The sequence below is a fragment of the Anaerotignum propionicum genome (genome assembly GCF_024461735.1).
Classification (GTDB): domain Bacteria; phylum Bacillota; class Clostridia; order Lachnospirales; family Anaerotignaceae; genus Chakrabartyella.
Genome location: NZ_JANGAD010000001.1, coordinates 1 through 17,803, shown reverse-complemented (window position 1 = coordinate 17,803; position 17,803 = coordinate 1). Strand labels below are relative to the sequence as shown.

Here is a 17,803-nt window from a genome sequence, read left to right as displayed (position 1 = left end):
CTGATGTACACATACAATGAATCAGTGTTCCAAAATACATTGTAATCCATCCAAACGACAAAATCAACGGCTTTCCGCTTTGCATTCCCACTTTCTCAAAGGCAAGCAAAGGCACTGCCTTATGTGGGACATTTCTTGTACTTTGTGCATAATAGAAAATGGGGGATTTCCAAAAGAATTACATAATCTACCTATAAAAACCATCCTCTATGCTAAATATCCTTTTACAAAATCCTTAATTTTATCCCTGTCACAAACATTTTTGTGTAAAATTGCTCTATGTTCAATGCCTTGGATAGGCTCTGGGATCGCAACACCACTGATTTTTTCTAAAACATCCATTAAAGCAAATGCATCTTCCTGCTCATATTTTTTATCCAATGCCATCATAACATCTTTTGTAAATTTATATGGACTTGCCGTTGAGACAATCACCATAGGTCTGGTGTCATTGCTCTCATCTTTATATTTCTGATAAGCGGCATAAGCAACTGCCGTATGTGTATCCATCACATAGCCTGTTTTTTCAAAGAAACCTCTAATTGCACCATAGGTTTCCTCTTCCGTTGCAAATTCGCCGCTGATTTTCTTTTCAGTAATGGTAACAGCATATTTCCCATCCTTACTTAGCTTCATCATATCTGCCTTTGTGGCGTCCTGCCCAGCCAAATGGCTCAGTAAACGTTCCAGATTACTGGAAATCAAAATATCCATGGAAGGAGAAACTGTCACACGGAATTCCCTATTTCTATCATAAATTCCGGTACGGAAGAAGTCATACAACACCTTATTATCATTGGATGCGCAAACAAAATGACCAACAGGTAGACCCATTTTCATAGCGTACCAGCCCGCCAAAATGTCACCAAAATTCCCTGTAGGCACCGTGAAGTTTAATTCCTCGCCCATTTCTAATGCGCCTTGCTTCACTGCTTCCAGATAAGCATGGAAATAATAAACAATCTGAGGAACCAAACGTCCAATATTTATGGAATTTGCAGAAGAGAATACATATCCCTTTTTCTCCAATTCTTCTCCCAAAGCCTTATCGGTAAAAATACTTTTCACTGCACTTTGGGCATCATCAAAGTTGCCCAAAATCCCAACAACACAAGTGTTTTCTCCCTCTTGTGTGGTCATTTGCAATTTTTGCACGGGGCTGACCCCATCCTCAGGGAAAAATACAATAATTTTTGTTCCCGCTACGCCTGCAAAGCCTTCCAACGCCGCTTTTCCCGTATCTCCTGAAGTCGCCGTTAAAATAACGATTTCCTTCTCTATGCCTTCCCGTTTTGCCGCTGTTTTCATAAAATAAGGCAAAATAGACAAGGCCATATCCTTAAAAGCTAAGGTCTTGCCATGGAACAGTTCCAAAAAGAAAGCATCCCCTTTTTGAACCACTGGAGCGATTTCTTTTGTATCAAATTTATCATCATAAGCCCCATTAATGCAGGCCTTTAATTCCTCTTCTGTGAAATCTAAAAACAGACTCAAAACCTCATATGCCAGCTCTTGATAGCTTAACTTGCTCAATTCCTCCAATGATTTTTCCATGGTAGGAATTACTTCGGGTATATAAAGCCCCCCATCGGGACAAATTCCTCTTAAAATTGCTTGAGAAGCTGTCGCTCGTATGGATGCATCCCGAGTCCCCATATATGTCAAATTTGCCATAATATTTCCCTTCTTCCTTAAGCTTAAATTTACGATAGTTCTATTTTACAAATTTTTCGAAATTTGTCAACCGTAATTATACATATGTCCTCTAATTGCGGACACCTTATTCCCATTTCCAACCTACGGCATATTTATTTTTCAGCCTTCCCCCTTGGCGTTTCGCCCAGCCCAAAGGAAGGCCATCCACGCAAACCAGAGTCCATCCTTCTTTTCCATCTGCTTCAACGGTTTCACCCTTTAAATAACGAATGACTCTGTCATCTGCCAAAGAAAAATCCTCCACATTGGTTACCTCCCCTTGAGAAAGACCCATGGCAAATGCTTGAGAGGGCTCAAACCTCCCTTTTTTCATTGTTCCCAATTGCCAACCTGTACGTAAAACACGAAGTCCTTTCATGGCAGGCATTCCTTCCGGCAAAAGATATAGGCTGTCCCCGAAAATTTTAAAGGTTCCACTCAATTTTATTTTTAACACTTCTTTTTCAAATTCTAGATAGGGCAAAATGTCCTTTTCTTTTTCCCCAGTTTCTTCTAATGTTAAGTCTTGAGACCCTTCTTCTGTCTTTTGCATTAACGCAAGAAAATGCCCCTCACCCTTTATTTTATGGGGGTATAATCTGGCACACTGGGCAAGCGCCCCCATTCCTGCTGAAAATCCATTTTCTTTCTCAATGGGAACAAGAGAGAACTCCTGATGTCTTTCTAAAAAATCGGAAATACTTTTTTCGTTTTCCTCCACTGCAAAGGTGCAAGTAGAATAAAGCATCATTCCTCCTGGACGAAGCATTCCAGCGCAAGCCTCCAAAATTCCCCCCTGCTCCTTTTGACAATAAACAAGCATCTCCTCATTCCAGCTTTTCACCATATCTGGCTCCTTACGAAACATACCCTCTCCCGAACAAGGAGCATCAATAAGAATTTTATCAAAAAAATTGGGCAATCTCTCTTTTAGACGCTCAGGTGGTTCACTCATTACAACACTGTTGCGAATACCAAACAGTTCAATGTTCTTTAACAATGCCTTTGCCCGTCCAGCACTGATGTCATTGGCAACCAAAAGCCCTTCCCCTTGAAGTCTGGCACCCAATTGCGTGGACTTACCACCCGGTGCAGCGCAAACATCCAAAACCCGTTCACCGGGCTGAATAGGCAATATGGCACCTGGGCTCATGGCACTCGGCTCCTGCAAGTAATAGAGTCCTGCATGATAATAAGGATGTTTCGAGGGTCGTTGTTCCCCTGCATAATAAAATCCTTCCCTACACCATGGCACCGAGGTAAGAGAGAAAACATTTTTATCTCGAAACATCTTTGGTGTGAGCTTTAAGGAATTCACCCGCAACCCAAAATATCTTGATTCCTCAAAAGATTCTAAATATTTTGAATACTCATCCCCCAAAAGCTTCTTCATTTTTTCCGTATATTGAATGGGTAACTCCATAAAATTCCTCCGTTATTTTGCATTCTTTTTAACATCATACTGAAAATCAGCATAGAATACAAGAAATAGGAAAAAAAACATATAAAATCTAAACTCTTTTTTATCTTTACAAAGCGCTGTATCTCGTATAAGATAAATAACGTCACTTTATATTTTATGATGCACCTTTTCATTTAAACAAGGAGGTTGTTACATGGGAAAAGCGGTATGGAAGCCCGGCACCGTGCTATATCCGGTACCCGTTGTGATGGTATCTTGTGGTACAGAGGATAAAGGAAATATTATTACCGTTGCATGGACGGGAACCATAAACAGCGACCCGGCAATGACCTATGTTTCCATACGTCCTTCACGCCACTCCTTTGAGCTGATTCAAAACAGTGGGGAGTTTGTTATTAATTTGGTCAACAAAGACTTGGCATATGCCTGTGATTTTTGTGGTGTGAAAAGTGGGCGGGATATGGATAAATTTAAGGAAATGAACCTGACTGCTAAAAAAGGGGAAAAAGTAGATGCACCTATCATTTATGAAAGCCCTGTAAACATTGAGTGCAAAGTAAAGGATATCATTCCTTTGGGCACCCATCATATGTTTTTGGCAGAAGTCGTTTCCGTTAGCGTCAGTGATGAATATTTAGATGAAACAGGAAAATTTCATTTCAATGATACTGAACCTGTTTGTTATTCCCACGGCGCCTACTTTACCCTAGGAAAACAACTAGGTACTTTTGGTTATTCTGTAAAAAAACCAAAAAAGTCGAAAAAAAAGAAATAAGAAGGAAAATGTATTAAAGGGAGGATCTTTTGCAATGTTACAAATTACAGAAGTCAATATCTATTCTATCGATAAAGGCGAGGACAGTTGGGCAATCGAAGGGGAAATCTTATTTGAGGATGATTTAACTTCGGCCTTTGAAGCAACCTATCTTGTAGACGAAGATGAATTGGAGAGTTTTTCCTTAGAATTGGACTTGGAAGAGGATTATAACACACGAACATTGAAAAAACGCATTGTGGAAGCTGCAAATGATTTTGAAGATTAAAAAATAACGGCGATTGATACTCAATCGCCGTTACCTAAAAAGGTCAAAAACTTGAGGGTTTGCCCGCAAATACCCACAAGGGTTTTATCTTTGAATCAATATAACCTTCATAATGCCCAAGGTTTGTTGGGCTACGGTTAAAATCAATCACCGTTGACATCACTCTAAAATAACCTTTTCGGACAAAAATTAAGGTAATCGGCGGAAACCAAGTGATAAACAATTCCGTCCCTCTCACCCTTTATACCACTTTCGTGGCTGGGTCTCCCATGTAAATGTCCATACACCACATGTCTTATAGGGTATTCCCGAATGATTTCTAAAAAAGCAGAATTTTCTTGCCTATCATTCACCGGAGGAAAATGCATCATCAGAAGAATTTCCTCCGCCCCCTTTCTCATGGCGCTGTCTAAAGAAAGCCTCAATCTAATCTGTTCTCGTTCATAAAGCTTTTGATCTTGCGCTGTGAAGCGGGTGTCATTTGGGCATAGCCAGCCCCGTGAGCCACAAATATATAAATTCTCATAAAGGTCGCAGTCATTTTTCAGAAAACGCATCCCTTCAAAATTTCGTTCCAGCCTAGCGGCAGATTTCCACCAGTAATCGTGATTTCCCTCTAAAAATATCTTCCGTCCAGGCAGACCTTGAATCACCTGTAAATCAGCCACAGCATCTTCTTCTTTCATAGCCCAGGAAATATCCCCGGGGATTAAAACCGTGTCCTCCTTGCCAACTTCTCGCCGCCAATTTTCAATAATTCTCTCACTATGACCTTCCCAATTGGCACCAAAAATACTCATTGGTTTATTTACAGAAAATCCAAAGTGGAGATCTGCAATTGCAAATAGCCCCATGCTGCTGCTCCTTTTTTCACACCCGATAAACCTCTGCCAAAACATTCAGCTTTTCATTAAATGCTTTTAGTTCATCAATATCTTCGTTGTTCCAAACATCTACAAATTCCTTATTGATTTCATCCATCTCTTCTAAGTTTGCCCCAAAATGCAAACTCTGTATGTTGTCTAAAATATTTGTCACCAAGCTCCCCTTAATTTCATTCAGTCGTTGAGCATTGGTAATTTCCTCTCGAATGGTAGACATTTCTCGATCCAAATGAAATGCGGCCTCTGCACATATTCTCAGACGATGCTGCAGATTCTCAGGAATATTACCACTATATTTATACCTAAGGGAATGCTCCGCCGTTGCCCAAAAATTCATGGCATTGGTACGAATTTGGATTTCAGCCAAGACTTCCTTGGGCCCTAAAGCAGTACTCAGTGGATATCGAATAATCATATGATAACTGCGGTATCCACTGGGCTTTGTATTGGTTATGTAATCTCGCTCTTCCAAAACAGTCATATCCTTTCTGGAATGAACCATGGTTACAACCTTTTCAATATCCTCAACAAACTGACAAAGAATACGGATACCCACAATATCCTCAATTTTTTCCTCGATTTTTTCCGGGGGTATTTGTTTTTTACCCGCCTTTTCCAAAATACTTGCCGGCTTTTTCAAGCGCCCTGTTACCGAGTCAATGGGGGAATATATCCCCAGATGCCTACACTCCTTGTCTAAACAGCGAAATTTTAAAAGCAGTTCATCCACTGCCTGTTCATACGGATACAAAAGCTCTTTCCAGTTGACTATTTCCACAAAAACACCTCTTCTCATCGCACTGACTCCTATTTTACTTCAAAAACCTGCTTTTGTGTTACGAAATTACATACGAAAACCTTTGTTTTTATTTTATTTTACGACAAAACTCATCCTTTGTGATTGAATACCATCTTTTATCCTTCATTACCCCATCATAACGTAACTCTGACTGACGTTGTACCCCTTCAAACTGAAAACCGCACTTTTCAATGACTCTTTGGGAACGCAAATTGTCTGTATAATGAGAAACTGAAATTAAATCATAGCCCTTCTCACGAAAGGCATAGGAAAGAATGGCACCTACTGCTTCGGTCATATACCCTTTTCCCCAAAAGTTCTTACCAATGGCATAACCAAGCATCCTAGATGCTTCATTTTCTCTGGTAACGTCAGGTACCAAACCTATGGTACCAAACAGCTTGCCATTTTCCTTTTCCACCAGACCAAATATATCTTCCTTATCTAAAAAAACAGCATCTAATAATTCTTTCGTTTCCTCTATGGTTTCGTGGGGTTTCCAACCAGCATTCTCCCCCACTTCCTGCTCTTTGCTATATTCAAAAATATCTGCGGCATCCCTTTTGGTTATGCTGCGTAATATCAATCGCTTTGTTTCCATTGTTCTTTCTCCTTTGATTTGTAAAAAAATAAATAAATTGTCACGTTATTCTCGTTAGCTATCTGAAGATGTGAGCAAAGGCTTAGCCCTTTAAAAAAACCATTGCTACCTTTTTGGGCAAAACAGATTCCCTATGAAAATCTCTTTGCTTCCCAATGTCATCACATCATTTTGTAAAATAAAGTGTGTTTCAATTTGTTTTTAACATCAACATCTCTCCTTTTCATTATTATAGCATAATCTCAAACATTAATCCATATTGCACTGTAGTATAAAAAATAAATAAAATAGTAAAAAAAGCCTTGACATTTCTTTCTACCAATGGTAGCATTAGCACATAGTTAGTAAAGACTAACTAAAAACAATTTAGGAGGTATTCCATGAGCGTTGTTATCGTAGGGGGCCATGATCGTATGGTTCGTCAATATATGGATATTTGTAAAAAGTATAACTGCAAAAGTAAAGTTTTCACCCAGATGCCCGGAAACTTCCGCAGCCAAATTGGAAAGGCTGATTTGATTGTGCTTTTTACTAGCACAGTTTCTCATATTATGGTTGCGGGTGCAGTACAGGAGGCAGAACGTAATCAAATTACCATTGCCCGTTCCCACAGTTCTTCCTCATCTGCTTTAAACAAAATTTTAAGTTCATACTGTCAGGCTTAAGTTAGCCATTACTAACAAAGGAGGTTACTTAATGTCTGATTTTGAAATGCAGATGCTTTATCATGGCGCTCCAACACTTTTCGGGATTAAACAGGCAAATTTATTTTCTTTACCCTTATCCTGCTTGCAAACCTTGAAAGATGAAGTTGCGGCCTATCAAAAACAGCTTGAAAAAAAAGGTATTTCTTTGCAGTATCTTTATTGCTGTAAAAAACGAGTTTTTTTCTTGGTCTACAGAAAGGAATGTTTGTTGGAATATTTCAGCAATCCTGCCGTAAAAGCTTTTTTGGTTGAGACGGGTTATCCTTTTCATGTAAACCAAGAATCTGAATTGGTAAATACCTTGGCTTTTCTGCGCCGCCGAATTCAAAAGTGTAATGAATTCCCACACGAAATCGGCTTTTTCTTAGGCTATCCGCCGGAGGATGTTTTTGCCTTTATAGAGGAAAAGGGGCAAAATTATAAACTCTGCGGCTATTGGAAGGTATACGGTGACGAAAAGACCGCCGTAGCAACCTTTCGTCAATACACATATTGTAGAAAAAAATTATTACATCAGGCTTCCAAGGGAATACCAATTCTCTCTTTATTAGAAGCAAAACAAACATTACAGGAGGTTTTTTAAACATGAAAAATGCTGTTATTTATTGGAGCGGAACAGGTAATACTGAAGTTATGGCAAAAGAAGTCGCTCAGGGCATGGGGGCTGACACAGAAATTTTCACTGTAGATGCTTTTCATGGTAATATCAGTGAATATGATAAGATTGCATTTGGTTGCCCTTCCATGGGTGATGAAGTTTTAGAAGAAGCTGAATTCGAACCATTCTTCTCTTCCATTGAAAGCAAACTGTCAGGCAAAAAAGTTGCTTTATTCGGTTCCTATGGTTGGGGTGATGGTCAGTGGATGCGCGATTGGTGTGCTAGATGCGAAAAAGCAAACGTAAACCTGTTTAACGAAGAAGGTTTCATCCTTTGCGGTTTCCCTGATGCAGATGGTAAAGCTAGCTGCACAAAATTAGGACAGGATTTTGCAGCTTATTAAAAACGATAGACTAGATCATTTTCGACCTTTTCCTTTGGGGCGCCTGTAATAACAGGTGCCCCCTTCCTTTGCATTTTTCTCTGTGCTGACCCTTGTGCTGAACGTTTATGGAAAATCTTTTAGAACTGAATTGGTTCGTCGTACTGGAGTCTGTTTCGTCCAGAATTCACATTTCTTTTATCAATCATTCAAAATTATAGCACTCATTAGCCCAACACAAGAACTGCTTTTAGATTCTTGAATTCCTCTCTTTGCAATTGCATTCCACAAGCTAATTATTTATCATAAATGCCATTTACCCATAAAAATCTATTTTAGGCTCTTCAACTAAATAATCGTAAAAAAAGTGGCTCAGGAATTACCCCAAGCCACATTCTTTAATATTTATCCTCAAATGCCTCACTATTTTCTGTTGTTGCCTCTTCAGAAATCTCATAAACATTTTTCGTAATATTTTTTTCGTCTTTTGTTTTGAAATTTGAAATTAAGTCTTTTAAAATCTCAGCTTGCCCCGAAAGCTCCTCGCTAGTAGCAGCACTTTCCTCAGCCATTGCCGAGGTAGTATGAACCACATCAGTAATCTGCTCCAAGCCAACATTGACTTTGGTAATTGCCTCCGCCTGCTCCTGAGCATTTTGAGATATGTGATTGATCGAAGTGATGATTTCTCTTGCTTCAACTACAACATTTGACAGAGCATCCGCAGTATCCTTTGCCACTCTAAAACCATCATCCACAGAAAGAAGCGTGCTTTCAATTAATTTAGTAGTATCTTTTGCGGCCTCTGCGCTTTTTGCAGCCAGATTGCGCACCTCATCTGCAACAACTGCAAAGCCTTTCCCCGCAGAACCTGCCCTTGCCGCCTCAATTGCTGCATTTAAAGCAAGTATATTGGTCTGAAATGCAATTTCTTCAATGGTTTTTATAATTTTTCCAATTTCACTGGATTTATTATGAATACTATTCATAGCATCCAGCATTTGGCTCATTTTCTGATTGCTGACTTCCATTGCCATGCCCACTTCAGTTGCCTTTTGACTTGCTTCCTCTGCCTTTGTGGCGCTGCCATCAATTTGCCTTGTAATATCCAGAATCGTTCTTGTAAGGTCTTCTACGGCGCTAGCCTGCTGGGTCGCCCCTTGACTGAGCGCCTGCGCCGCACCGGCAACCTGCTCGGAGCCGGAGGAAACCTGCTCCGCAACAAAGGACATTTCTCCAAAGGTTTTGCTTAGGGCAGTTTGGATATGATTGAAGGAATGCTGTATGGCAGTAAAATCACCAATATAATCCCTTTGGATTTCTTCTGTTAAGTTGCCAGCAGCGATTTCTTCTAACAAATATGAAATTTCTTGGATATATCCTGATAATACTTCCGACGTTTCTTTAAAAATATTAGCCAAAATACCCAACTCATCCTTTGACGTAACCATCAAGCTTTGATCCACACTAAGTTCTCCCGCCCCCATTTTTTCTGCCATAGCCATTACATCGTTCACTGGCGCCAATGCCCTTTTCAGTGTGTAATAGCTAAAAAGAGTAGGAACAATCAAGCCCAACAATCCAATTGCCCCCATAGTATAGGTAATCTGATTCACCACCGCCAGAGCCTCAGATTTACTCACAACATAAGCACTGGACCATAATGAGTCTGTTCCCGCTAAGGATACGGGTATATGTACAATCCAAGCAGCTTCATTATTAAATGAATCATTTTTATCCTCAACTAATACAGAAGCCCCTCTAGCGGCGGCATCTAATATTTTTTGATCACTTTCAGAATGCACCTGGAAACTTTGACCAATAACTTCCTTATCTAAGTTATCTGCAATTAAAGTTCCCTTTCCCGTCATTAAATAAGTATGGGCAGTTTTGAAATCTCCATTATTATAGTCCAATGAATTCACACTATCTGTCAAAATATCGCAATTTGCAACACCAATAAATTTGCCGGTACTATCCGTTATTGGAGAGCTTAGTGTTACCATCCAAACGGTTTGTCCATTGGATAGTTGATAGGAGTAAGGCTCTGTAATATGGGTGGACATTCTATCTCTGGCTGGAGCGTAATAGTCAGCCCCTCCATAAATCTCATAATCATCATTTACATCTAAAGCCGTACCAGAACCATCCCTATATAAATAATAAGAACGTCCCTTGGGTGTATCTGGGAAAAACTTATTTGGTTCAAAGGCAAAATATGCAGAAAAAATCTTCTGATCTTTCAGAACGTTTTTCAATGAATCCTTCAACATTTTTTCAGATATTTCTGGCTCTAGGCTCTGAAACCTTGAAACCTCTGAAGCCAAGCTAGTTGAAAAAACATACATTTTTTGTAGGTAAGCCCGGGCAACTGCTGCATTTGCATCAGCAATATAAGTGATTTCTTTTTTAACTTGATTCGTTACCACCTTTCTTGTCATTCCGGCCAAAGAAAAACATATTGCCCCGATAATTACAAAAATAATTCCTGTGTTCATGAACGAAATTCTAAAAGATAACTTGTTTTTGCGGCTTAATTTGCTCATACACTCACCTCATTCATCTACCAATAACAGCTAAAATACCACATATTTCTATTATGTCTCTATTATATCGGTCTTTTCCACTAAGTCAAATACTATTCAATAATCTTTTGTTCATTCACTCATATTCGTAACATTATCACAGAATTTTTTAGGAATACAATCTTTTTTCTAACATTCATATCGATGAAAAAAAATAGGTCTTCTATGAGTAAAAGCTTTTCATAGAAGACCTATTTAAACTACAATTTTATAAAGCTCTACCGAAGTTTTTAGGAATGGTCACAGTGATTGCAGGAAGAACAATCCGTTCCACAACTGCATCCACCTTTCTTCTTTCTCAAACTTCTTATAATCACAACTACGACTCCAAGTAAAACCAACCCAACTATCACTGTTCCCGGTGTCATAATCCTTACCTCCTTTTTAGCCTGCAAGGCTAACAGAAACCTTATTATCTTTTGCTTTTGTATTTGAGCGAATCATTAAATACAAGAAACCAATGATAACTAAAATCGCCATTACTGTTCCCACGCCAAATGCCAAATCCCCAGTAATCACTGAACCAATTTGATATACACAGAATGATACAGCATAAGCAAAAATCGTCTGATATCCAATTGCAAACCATGTCCATTTTGCACTATTCATTTCTCTACTGATTGCCCCAATTGCTGCAAAACAAGGTGCGCACAGTAAATTGAAAACCAAGAAGCTATACGCAGCAACCTGTGTGAAGCTTGCCGCCAATGTGCCCCAAATTTCAGCACCATCCTCTGCAACCTCAGCAAATCCATAGAGCACACCAAAGGTACCTACTACATTTTCCTTTGCTACCAACCCAAGAAGTGCTGCCACTGTGGCCTTCCAATTGCCCCAACCTAGTGGTGTAAAGATCCAAGCAACTGTATTTCCGATGGATGCAAGGAATCCATCACTCAAATCCTCTACCATACCGAAGGAACCATCCACATAACCAAAATTGGAAAGGAACCACACGCAGATAGCAGAAAGTAAAATGATAGTACCAGCCTTTTTTATGAAGGATGAGCCTCTTTCCCACATACTGCGTAAAACATTAGAAACTGTAGGCATGTGGTAAGCAGGAAGCTCCATAACAAAGGGAACAGGATCTCCTGCAAACATTTTTGTCTTTTTTAGAATGATACCCGAAACAATAATTGCTGCAATCCCTACGAAATATGCACTGGGTGCCACCCAAGGTGCTCCATCGAATAACGCACCTGCAATCAAAGCAATTACAGGCAGCTTCGCTCCACAGGGAATAAATGTTGTTGTAATAATGGTCATTTTACGATCTCTATCACTTTCAATGGTTCTGGATGCCATAATGCCAGGAACACCACAGCCGGAGCCAATAAGCATAGGAATAAATGACTTTCCTGATAAACCAAAGCGGCGGAAAATTCTATCCATGATAAATGCAATACGTGCCATGTAACCGCAAGCTTCCAAAAATGCCAAGAAAATAAATAAAATAAGCATCTGAGGCACAAATCCCAATACGGCACCAACGCCGCCAATAATACCATCTAAAATCAAGCCCTGCAACCACTCAGCACAATTAATGCTTGCCAAAAAGTCTCCAACAACAACAGGTACACCGGGAATCCATAAGCCAAACAATTCCCAACCCTCACCAAACACACCCTCATTGGCCCAGTTTGTTGCATAATCACCAACTGTGGTCACAGAAACATAATAAACCAAAAACATAACTAGGGCAAAAATAGGCAGTGCCAGCCAACGATTTGTAACAACCCTATCTATGCGGTCAGATAATGACAAATTCCCTTTATTGTGCTTTTTATAGCAGCCTTTTATAATTTCACCGATATAAATATATCTTTCATTTGTAATGATGCTTTCGCTATCGTCATCAAATTCAGTTTCAATCTTAGAAATGATATCTTCAAAAGCCGAAGGGGAAACTTTTCCCTCCAAAATTTTCTTATCTCTTTCAAACAACTTAATGGTATGAAAGCGTTTTTGCTTTTCTTCTATTCCTTGAGGTAAACGGGCAGAAATGGTAGATAAAGCCTCTTCTACTTGCACTGAATAGCTATGGAATTTAGGAGAACCGCCTTGGGTTGCTGCCTGAACTGCCGCCTGAGCCGCTTCTTTAATCCCCGTTCCTTTTAAAGCGGAAATTTCCATAACTGTACAGCCCAGCTTCTCCGCTAACTGCTTAATATGTAGGGTATCACCATTTTTCTTAACTACGTCCATCATATTGATGGCAATTACCATGGGGAAACCCAATTCTAACAATTGCGTTGTTAGATATAAATTTCTTTCAAGGTTAGTACCGTCTACAATGTTTAAAATTGCATCAGGCTTTTCTTGCATTAAATAATTTCTTGCCACAACTTCTTCTAAAGTATATGGAGATAAGGAATATATACCAGGTAAATCCGTAATGGTTACATCCTTGTGACCCTTCAGCTTACCTTCCTTCTTCTCCACGGTAACCCCTGGCCAGTTTCCTACAAACTGATTGGAACCGGTCAAAGCATTGAATAATGTTGTCTTACCACTGTTTGGATTTCCGGCAAGCGCAATTTTTATTGACATAATTATCCTCCTTGTCGTTAGTTTGAACTAACCATTCAGTAAAGAATTAGTTTTTACTAACTATTTTATAAATGTTTTATTCAATCACTACCATCTGGGCATCTTCTTTTCTTAAAGAAAGCTCATACCCTCTAACCGTTACCTCAACAGGATCACCCAATGGAGCAACCTTTCTTATAAAAATCTCAACACCCTTTGTAATACCCATATCCATAATTCTGCGCTTCACAGGGCCTTCTCCTGTTACCTTAACTACAGAAATTCGTTCGCCTATTTTTGCATCCTTTAATGTTCTCATCATATCCCCGCCTTATACCATAATTCTATTTGCCATTGACTTACTGATTGCAACTCTGGATTCTTTCACATTTACTATAACATTTCCATCAAATTCAGAAATAACTGTGACTTCACTTCCTGCTACAAATCCAAGGGAAGCCAAAAAACGCTGGGTCTCATCTTTTCCACCAATACGTTTAATCACTTGTGGAGTTCCTGTACTTGCTAATGTTAGTGGCATATTCACTCCCCCTTTCGACATAGTAGCCACAACTAACTTAATTAAAGTTTACCACTCCTAACTCATTCCGTCAAGATTTTTATCCATTTTTATAAAGAATATCCTCAATCTTGTGTTCATTGTTTTATATTTTTCGGCGGCAACCCTCCATGGATATTGGTTATAAATATAATAAAAACCTTGTATACACCATTATACAAGGTTTTAGTTGAAGTATTGAACAAATCTTATTTTTTCAGAGATTCTAATCAGCAAAAAATACACAATAATTAAGCACTACTCCTTTTTTGTTATTTCATTAAAGAAAACACCCAAAGTCCTTAGAATGTTTGCAATATTAAAAGATTTTAGATATTGCAAAAATCATTTCTACCATATATAGTGAAAGTAATTGTCTAAAAATAAAGCATAAAAAAAAGTGTCTAAAAAGACACTTTTCAGAAGCGCGAGACGAGATTCGAACTCGCGACCCTCGCCTTGGCAAGGCGATGCTCTACCACTGAGCCACTCGCGCAAAATATGGTGCCCAGAGCCGGAATCGAACCAGCGACACGAGGATTTTCAGTCCTCTGCTCTACCGACTGAGCTATCTGGGCACATATTGATTTTTTAAAGCGGTTATGCCCGAGACCGGGGTCGAACCGGTACGGGTGTTACCCCGCAGGATTTTAAGTCCTGTGCGTCTGCCAATTCCGCCACTCGGGCAAGTTTCTTGCTCGTTTAAACCGCTCATTTAATATATCAAAGACAAGCTAATTTGTCAATACCTTTTTTCAGGATTTTTTTCTATCGTACTAATTTGGGTTAAGCTTTCTTTTCTATGCTTGTGCCCCATAGAAAACAACTTTTTGATCCTAATTTGTCAGCCTTATGCCCTATTCTCTCTTGCCTTCTGTGTCGTTTAAAACACCATCTTTATAATATGTACCATCCGAAGACTTTCCATCCCTGTAAATCACTTGCCCCTTGCCGTTTTTCCCTTCTAGATAAGAGATATATTCATAGTAATCCTCCCCTTTTTGCTCCCCCCAAATTCCTGTAAAATAACCATCCTGGTCAACCAGCATGGAAATCTCCTTAATGGATGGATAATTAATATCTCCGTACTCAATTCTGCAAGAAACCTCTTTGACATCTTTATTAGAGGTTAGCCCTATGATTCTGCCATCCCCGACGAAATACGTGGATATTTCTTTGTCACTAGGAATCAAACCACTGACTCCTCCACTTTTTAGCTTCCAGAGTATTCCGAAAGCCGGTTCCACTGGAATTGCCGAAAGATTACCCTCCCATTTCCCAACAATCAATTTACTCCCCTTGGAGAGCTCATATTGTGCAAGTATCTTTTCAGAAGGTCCATAGTGAAGCCCTTTTTCACAAGCATAGAATACACGCTCTGCTGTTAGATAATACCCTTCCAGCCGTAAAAATGATATATAGAGCAGAGGAATTATGATTATAAAAATTAAGATTTGCCTCTTACGATTCATTCGCCATCATCCGCCCCTCTGCTAAATCAATGGAAATTTCTTTATTGTTATAGATTAAAGGAATGATAATTTTTGTTGCATCTAAAGGCACATCTTCCCTAAATTCCTGTCCCCGACCGTAGTAGCTTCCACTTTTCCATCCTTTTCCTCTTCTAGGCAATTGTGTTTCACCCACATATATCTCCGGGCTGATTGATAAACTCCATTTTATGCTATCAGAAAACGGATTCGTCCAAGTAGCATAGCGAATTTCCATTGTATTATCCTCATAATATAATATCTTATCAATGATGTAAGTGGTATCATATACTTTTTCCTTGTAACCTACATCAATGGTATATACCAACGGGCTGTCCTCTTTATCCTCATAAGTTTCAAAAACAGAAATGAAAGCGGAGGTAATAAGAAAAAACACAGGAAATAAATTTATAAGTATTAATATAATTAGTAGGTTCCGTAGGCTTAACCAAATCCACCCAACCAGAGGAGAGTGAACTTTATTCAATTCTTCCCCAAGAATACCCGCGTCCCCCATACAAGTAATGACTTCTTTCTGCCCTTGCTCTTTATCCATTCCATTTGATATAAAATCCTCATAGCGATCTTCCATATGGTTATTTAACTCAACATAAATGGGGTTATGGTCATATTTGAATTTTACGTGAGATAAAACCTCCTTCAAATATTTCTCCCAATCAGGTACACGCATACCCCGCACCCCCTAATACCTTTTGGACAGAACCTGTAAATGAACTCCACTGTTCTTTTTCCTTTGCAAGCTGCTCTTTCCCTTTTGTTGTAATTTGATAGTACTTTCGTTCCTTGCCATTCTCAGCCTTTGCTTTATAAGACTTTAGAAATCCTTGGGTTTCCATGCGATGCAAAACAGGGTATAACGTTCCCTCTTTAAACTGAAAAACAGAGTTGCTTCTTTGCTCTATTTCTTTAATTATTTCATAGCCATAGTAATCCCTTTCCTGCAATAAAGAAAGCAGCATTAAAACTGTACTCCCTGCGATAAAACCTTTGTCCACTTTTCATACACTCCTTTCATACATAGAACAACTAGGTATATCTTACCTAGATACTCTATGTATGTCAAGTAAAAAAATCTCTAGCATTGTACTAGAGACGTGGTAATCATTGCTTCTTATAGTATTTTCTTATATACAGTTTATTAAACATAAAGCAACAATGTACAATAGAACTTAGATAAATGATTTGATCCATCCAATTTGCTTTTAAAAGGCTCCAAATGCCCCCATAAAATAGGGCTAATGTTTTTTGCCATGGGAGTTGCCAGTGAATGGTAAACGGGCAATAAAAGGCATATTATGCTAAAATAGACCTATTTGTTACAATGACATTGGCAAGTTGTTTTAGTTTGTCCTGATTCATGTTACTCATAAGACATAGCCTATAACCATCTTGAAACCAATAAAGAATATTTTGATCTTTTTTTTTGCAAAAATAAATGGTATTGGGTTTGCACTTTACAGCGGAATCTATATAGTCGGAATATAAATCCGTTGGTAGACCTTTGTATTGGGGAAATTCCAAATGTTCAGTTTTCCATCTTGCGTTTGCATCTGACTCAATAGAAGTATTTACATCAAATACACTAGGTTTAGTAAATGTATACCTTTCATTGTAGGAAAACCTTGGATTATACTTACCTTCTTTGGTTCCCAGAAGAACAAATTTAAATTTGTCGGAAGAAGTGTCCCTATCTTTGGAGTCTGGGATAAGTCTCCATTTCTATGGGATAACTTACTACATAACCTTTAGGTGATATTTCTGGTAACCAAATATATTCCCAATCCTCTAAAATAGTAATTTCTTTCTAAATAGTTTCTAGATGATATCCCTCTGTAGCTTGATGTACTTCCAACATATTTGGATATTCCTCAGAATTAGGTTTTAGAAAAAGAGATAGTGCTAATATAAAAATCGATAAAATTCTCCTAATTAAAAAATCAGTATAACTTCTATTCGTTAATTTCAAGAAATTCTTTACAAAATGATTTTTATATTTTTAAGCATTACTTCCCCCCCTTCCGCCAATAAAATATGTAGTAATACAGAATATCTATAATCTATCGCCTTTTATTTATTTTTGAAAATCTATATTCAGTAGTAATTGCTTTTTTTGTTGATATAAAAACGATTGCATATTTGCTTAGATAAAATAATCTACCTATAAAAGCCCCTGAATTAGGTAAGAAACATCTATATTAAAAGGTTATTTGAAGCATATCAATCTATGTCTTATTCTCAAGATATCCCATATATCCTTGTGTTACGTCAAAACAGTGACCGACAAGGATAAAGCAGAATACCAGCGTCGACCAACCATCCTTTTTCTTCAAATACTCTAAAGATACCATAACATAGTCATCACTAAACATCCGCTAAAAATTACCAATTTATAAGCACAAAAAAAACAAACCTTATGGTTTGTTTAAAATATGGGCGGAGAAGGATTCGAACCTTCGAAGCTATCGCAACAGATTTACAGTCTG

General features: G+C 38.5%; 19 protein-coding genes and 3 tRNA genes. 5 read left to right on the top strand and 17 right to left on the bottom strand.

Annotated elements, in window-relative coordinates:
* Positions 1-207: 207 nt before the first annotated feature.
* Both thrC and NE558_RS00100 read right to left on the bottom strand, forming a co-directional pair.
* On the bottom strand, positions 208-1,674 hold the full coding sequence (thrC, locus tag NE558_RS00105) for a threonine synthase (RefSeq protein WP_256147905.1): 1,467 nt from the start codon (positions 1,672-1,674) through the stop codon (positions 208-210).
* Between the two features lie 106 nt (positions 1,675-1,780).
* Positions 1,781-3,118: an RsmF rRNA methyltransferase first C-terminal domain-containing protein gene (locus NE558_RS00100; protein WP_256147904.1), complete on the bottom strand. Its 1,338-nt coding sequence runs from the start codon at positions 3,116-3,118 to the stop codon at positions 1,781-1,783.
* Between the two features lie 193 nt (positions 3,119-3,311).
* Between NE558_RS00100 and NE558_RS00095 the strand changes: the two genes are divergently transcribed.
* Both NE558_RS00095 and NE558_RS00090 read left to right on the top strand, forming a co-directional pair.
* Positions 3,312-3,893 (top strand): flavin reductase family protein, encoded by a 582-nt coding sequence (locus NE558_RS00095; RefSeq protein ID WP_256147903.1) that lies wholly within the window; start codon positions 3,312-3,314, stop codon positions 3,891-3,893.
* Positions 3,894-3,927: 34 nt separating this feature from the next.
* On the top strand, positions 3,928-4,161 hold the full coding sequence (locus tag NE558_RS00090) for a hypothetical protein (protein ID WP_066047566.1): 234 nt from the start codon (positions 3,928-3,930) through the stop codon (positions 4,159-4,161).
* 164 nt (positions 4,162-4,325) lie between these two features.
* On the opposite strand, the gene NE558_RS00085 is transcribed toward NE558_RS00090, so the two are convergent.
* From NE558_RS00085 to NE558_RS00075, 3 genes are all read right to left on the bottom strand, one after another.
* Positions 4,326-5,015, bottom strand: a complete 690-nt coding sequence (locus NE558_RS00085) for a metallophosphoesterase (RefSeq protein ID WP_256147902.1) — start codon at positions 5,013-5,015, stop codon at positions 4,326-4,328.
* A gap of 16 nt (positions 5,016-5,031) precedes the next feature.
* The gene (locus NE558_RS00080) at positions 5,032-5,841 is read right to left on the bottom strand and encodes a GTP pyrophosphokinase (protein WP_256147901.1); all 810 of its coding nucleotides are present in this window, start codon (positions 5,839-5,841) and stop codon (positions 5,032-5,034) included.
* Positions 5,842-5,911: 70 nt separating this feature from the next.
* A complete protein-coding gene (locus tag NE558_RS00075; RefSeq protein WP_256147900.1) occupies positions 5,912-6,445 on the bottom strand; it encodes a GNAT family N-acetyltransferase in 534 nt (177 codons plus the stop codon).
* A 380-nt stretch (positions 6,446-6,825) separates the two neighbouring features.
* On the opposite strand from NE558_RS00075, the gene NE558_RS00070 reads away from it, so the two are divergent.
* From NE558_RS00070 to NE558_RS00060, 3 genes are read left to right on the top strand one after another with little or no spacing between them, the layout of a single operon-like run.
* Positions 6,826-7,110 (top strand): DUF2325 domain-containing protein, encoded by a 285-nt coding sequence (locus NE558_RS00070; protein ID WP_066047560.1) that lies wholly within the window; start codon positions 6,826-6,828, stop codon positions 7,108-7,110.
* Positions 7,111-7,141: 31 nt separating this feature from the next.
* Positions 7,142-7,735, top strand: a complete 594-nt coding sequence (locus tag NE558_RS00065; protein WP_256147899.1) for a DUF3793 family protein — start codon at positions 7,142-7,144, stop codon at positions 7,733-7,735.
* Positions 7,736-7,737: 2 nt separating this feature from the next.
* The gene (locus NE558_RS00060; protein WP_256147898.1) at positions 7,738-8,154 is read left to right on the top strand and encodes a flavodoxin domain-containing protein; all 417 of its coding nucleotides are present in this window, start codon (positions 7,738-7,740) and stop codon (positions 8,152-8,154) included.
* 377 nt (positions 8,155-8,531) lie between these two features.
* Here NE558_RS00060 and NE558_RS00055 read toward each other — a convergent pair whose 3' ends face one another.
* The 12 genes from NE558_RS00055 to NE558_RS14715 form a co-directional block, all read right to left on the bottom strand.
* Positions 8,532-10,679 (bottom strand): methyl-accepting chemotaxis protein, encoded by a 2,148-nt coding sequence (locus NE558_RS00055; RefSeq protein ID WP_256147897.1) that lies wholly within the window; start codon positions 10,677-10,679, stop codon positions 8,532-8,534.
* 269 nt (positions 10,680-10,948) lie between these two features.
* The gene (locus NE558_RS00050) at positions 10,949-11,086 is read right to left on the bottom strand and encodes a FeoB-associated Cys-rich membrane protein (protein WP_256147896.1); all 138 of its coding nucleotides are present in this window, start codon (positions 11,084-11,086) and stop codon (positions 10,949-10,951) included.
* A gap of 16 nt (positions 11,087-11,102) precedes the next feature.
* Positions 11,103-13,271, bottom strand: a complete 2,169-nt coding sequence (feoB, locus tag NE558_RS00045) for a ferrous iron transport protein B (RefSeq protein WP_256147895.1) — start codon at positions 13,269-13,271, stop codon at positions 11,103-11,105.
* A 76-nt stretch (positions 13,272-13,347) separates the two neighbouring features.
* Positions 13,348-13,569 (bottom strand): FeoA family protein, encoded by a 222-nt coding sequence (locus NE558_RS00040; RefSeq protein ID WP_256147894.1) that lies wholly within the window; start codon positions 13,567-13,569, stop codon positions 13,348-13,350.
* Between the two features lie 12 nt (positions 13,570-13,581).
* Positions 13,582-13,791, bottom strand: coding sequence for a FeoA family protein (locus NE558_RS00035; RefSeq protein WP_256147893.1), 210 nt, complete (start codon positions 13,789-13,791; stop codon positions 13,582-13,584).
* A gap of 442 nt (positions 13,792-14,233) precedes the next feature.
* Positions 14,234-14,305 (bottom strand) — tRNA-Gly (locus tag NE558_RS00030).
* 6 nt (positions 14,306-14,311) lie between these two features.
* Positions 14,312-14,387, bottom strand: a tRNA-Phe gene (locus NE558_RS00025).
* 25 nt (positions 14,388-14,412) lie between these two features.
* A tRNA-Leu gene (locus NE558_RS00020) sits at positions 14,413-14,496 on the bottom strand.
* Positions 14,497-14,666: 170 nt separating this feature from the next.
* Positions 14,667-15,281 carry a hypothetical protein gene (locus tag NE558_RS00015; protein WP_256147892.1) on the bottom strand — a complete coding sequence of 205 codons (615 nt, stop codon included), beginning with the start codon at positions 15,279-15,281 and terminating at the stop codon, positions 14,667-14,669.
* Entirely contained in the window at positions 15,271-15,990 is a 720-nt protein-coding gene (locus NE558_RS00010) for a permease prefix domain 1-containing protein (RefSeq protein WP_256147891.1), read from the bottom strand. Before NE558_RS00010 ends, NE558_RS00015 begins: the two co-directional genes overlap by 11 nt.
* On the bottom strand, positions 15,977-16,315 hold the full coding sequence (locus tag NE558_RS00005; RefSeq protein WP_256147890.1) for a PadR family transcriptional regulator: 339 nt from the start codon (positions 16,313-16,315) through the stop codon (positions 15,977-15,979). The genes NE558_RS00010 and NE558_RS00005 overlap by 14 nt, the downstream gene beginning before the upstream one ends.
* 298 nt (positions 16,316-16,613) lie before the next feature.
* Positions 16,614-16,841: a DUF4367 domain-containing protein gene (locus tag NE558_RS14715; RefSeq protein WP_420314579.1), complete on the bottom strand. Its 228-nt coding sequence runs from the start codon at positions 16,839-16,841 to the stop codon at positions 16,614-16,616.
* Positions 16,842-17,803 lie beyond the last annotated feature (962 nt).

Bases quoted from the DNA above. Each gene is read 5' to 3' on its own strand.
- thrC (WP_256147905.1), bottom strand. From the start codon at position 1,674: ATGGCAAATTTGACATATATGGGGACTCGGGATGCATCCATACGAGCG.
- NE558_RS00100 (WP_256147904.1), bottom strand. From the start codon at position 3,118: ATGGAGTTACCCATTCAATATACGGAAAAAATGAAGAAGCTTTTGGGG.
- NE558_RS00095 (WP_256147903.1), top strand. From the start codon at position 3,312: ATGGGAAAAGCGGTATGGAAGCCCGGCACCGTGCTATATCCGGTACCC.
- NE558_RS00090 (WP_066047566.1), top strand. From the start codon at position 3,928: ATGTTACAAATTACAGAAGTCAATATCTATTCTATCGATAAAGGCGAG.
- NE558_RS00085 (WP_256147902.1), bottom strand. From the start codon at position 5,015: ATGGGGCTATTTGCAATTGCAGATCTCCACTTTGGATTTTCTGTAAAT.
- NE558_RS00080 (WP_256147901.1), bottom strand. From the start codon at position 5,841: ATGAGAAGAGGTGTTTTTGTGGAAATAGTCAACTGGAAAGAGCTTTTG.
- NE558_RS00075 (WP_256147900.1), bottom strand. From the start codon at position 6,445: ATGGAAACAAAGCGATTGATATTACGCAGCATAACCAAAAGGGATGCC.
- NE558_RS00070 (WP_066047560.1), top strand. From the start codon at position 6,826: ATGAGCGTTGTTATCGTAGGGGGCCATGATCGTATGGTTCGTCAATAT.
- NE558_RS00065 (WP_256147899.1), top strand. From the start codon at position 7,142: ATGTCTGATTTTGAAATGCAGATGCTTTATCATGGCGCTCCAACACTT.
- NE558_RS00060 (WP_256147898.1), top strand. From the start codon at position 7,738: ATGAAAAATGCTGTTATTTATTGGAGCGGAACAGGTAATACTGAAGTT.
- NE558_RS00055 (WP_256147897.1), bottom strand. From the start codon at position 10,679: ATGAGCAAATTAAGCCGCAAAAACAAGTTATCTTTTAGAATTTCGTTC.
- NE558_RS00050 (WP_256147896.1), bottom strand. From the start codon at position 11,086: ATGACACCGGGAACAGTGATAGTTGGGTTGGTTTTACTTGGAGTCGTA.
- feoB (WP_256147895.1), bottom strand. From the start codon at position 13,271: ATGTCAATAAAAATTGCGCTTGCCGGAAATCCAAACAGTGGTAAGACA.
- NE558_RS00040 (WP_256147894.1), bottom strand. From the start codon at position 13,569: ATGAGAACATTAAAGGATGCAAAAATAGGCGAACGAATTTCTGTAGTT.
- NE558_RS00035 (WP_256147893.1), bottom strand. From the start codon at position 13,791: ATGCCACTAACATTAGCAAGTACAGGAACTCCACAAGTGATTAAACGT.
- NE558_RS00015 (WP_256147892.1), bottom strand. From the start codon at position 15,281: ATGAATCGTAAGAGGCAAATCTTAATTTTTATAATCATAATTCCTCTG.
- NE558_RS00010 (WP_256147891.1), bottom strand. From the start codon at position 15,990: ATGCGTGTACCTGATTGGGAGAAATATTTGAAGGAGGTTTTATCTCAC.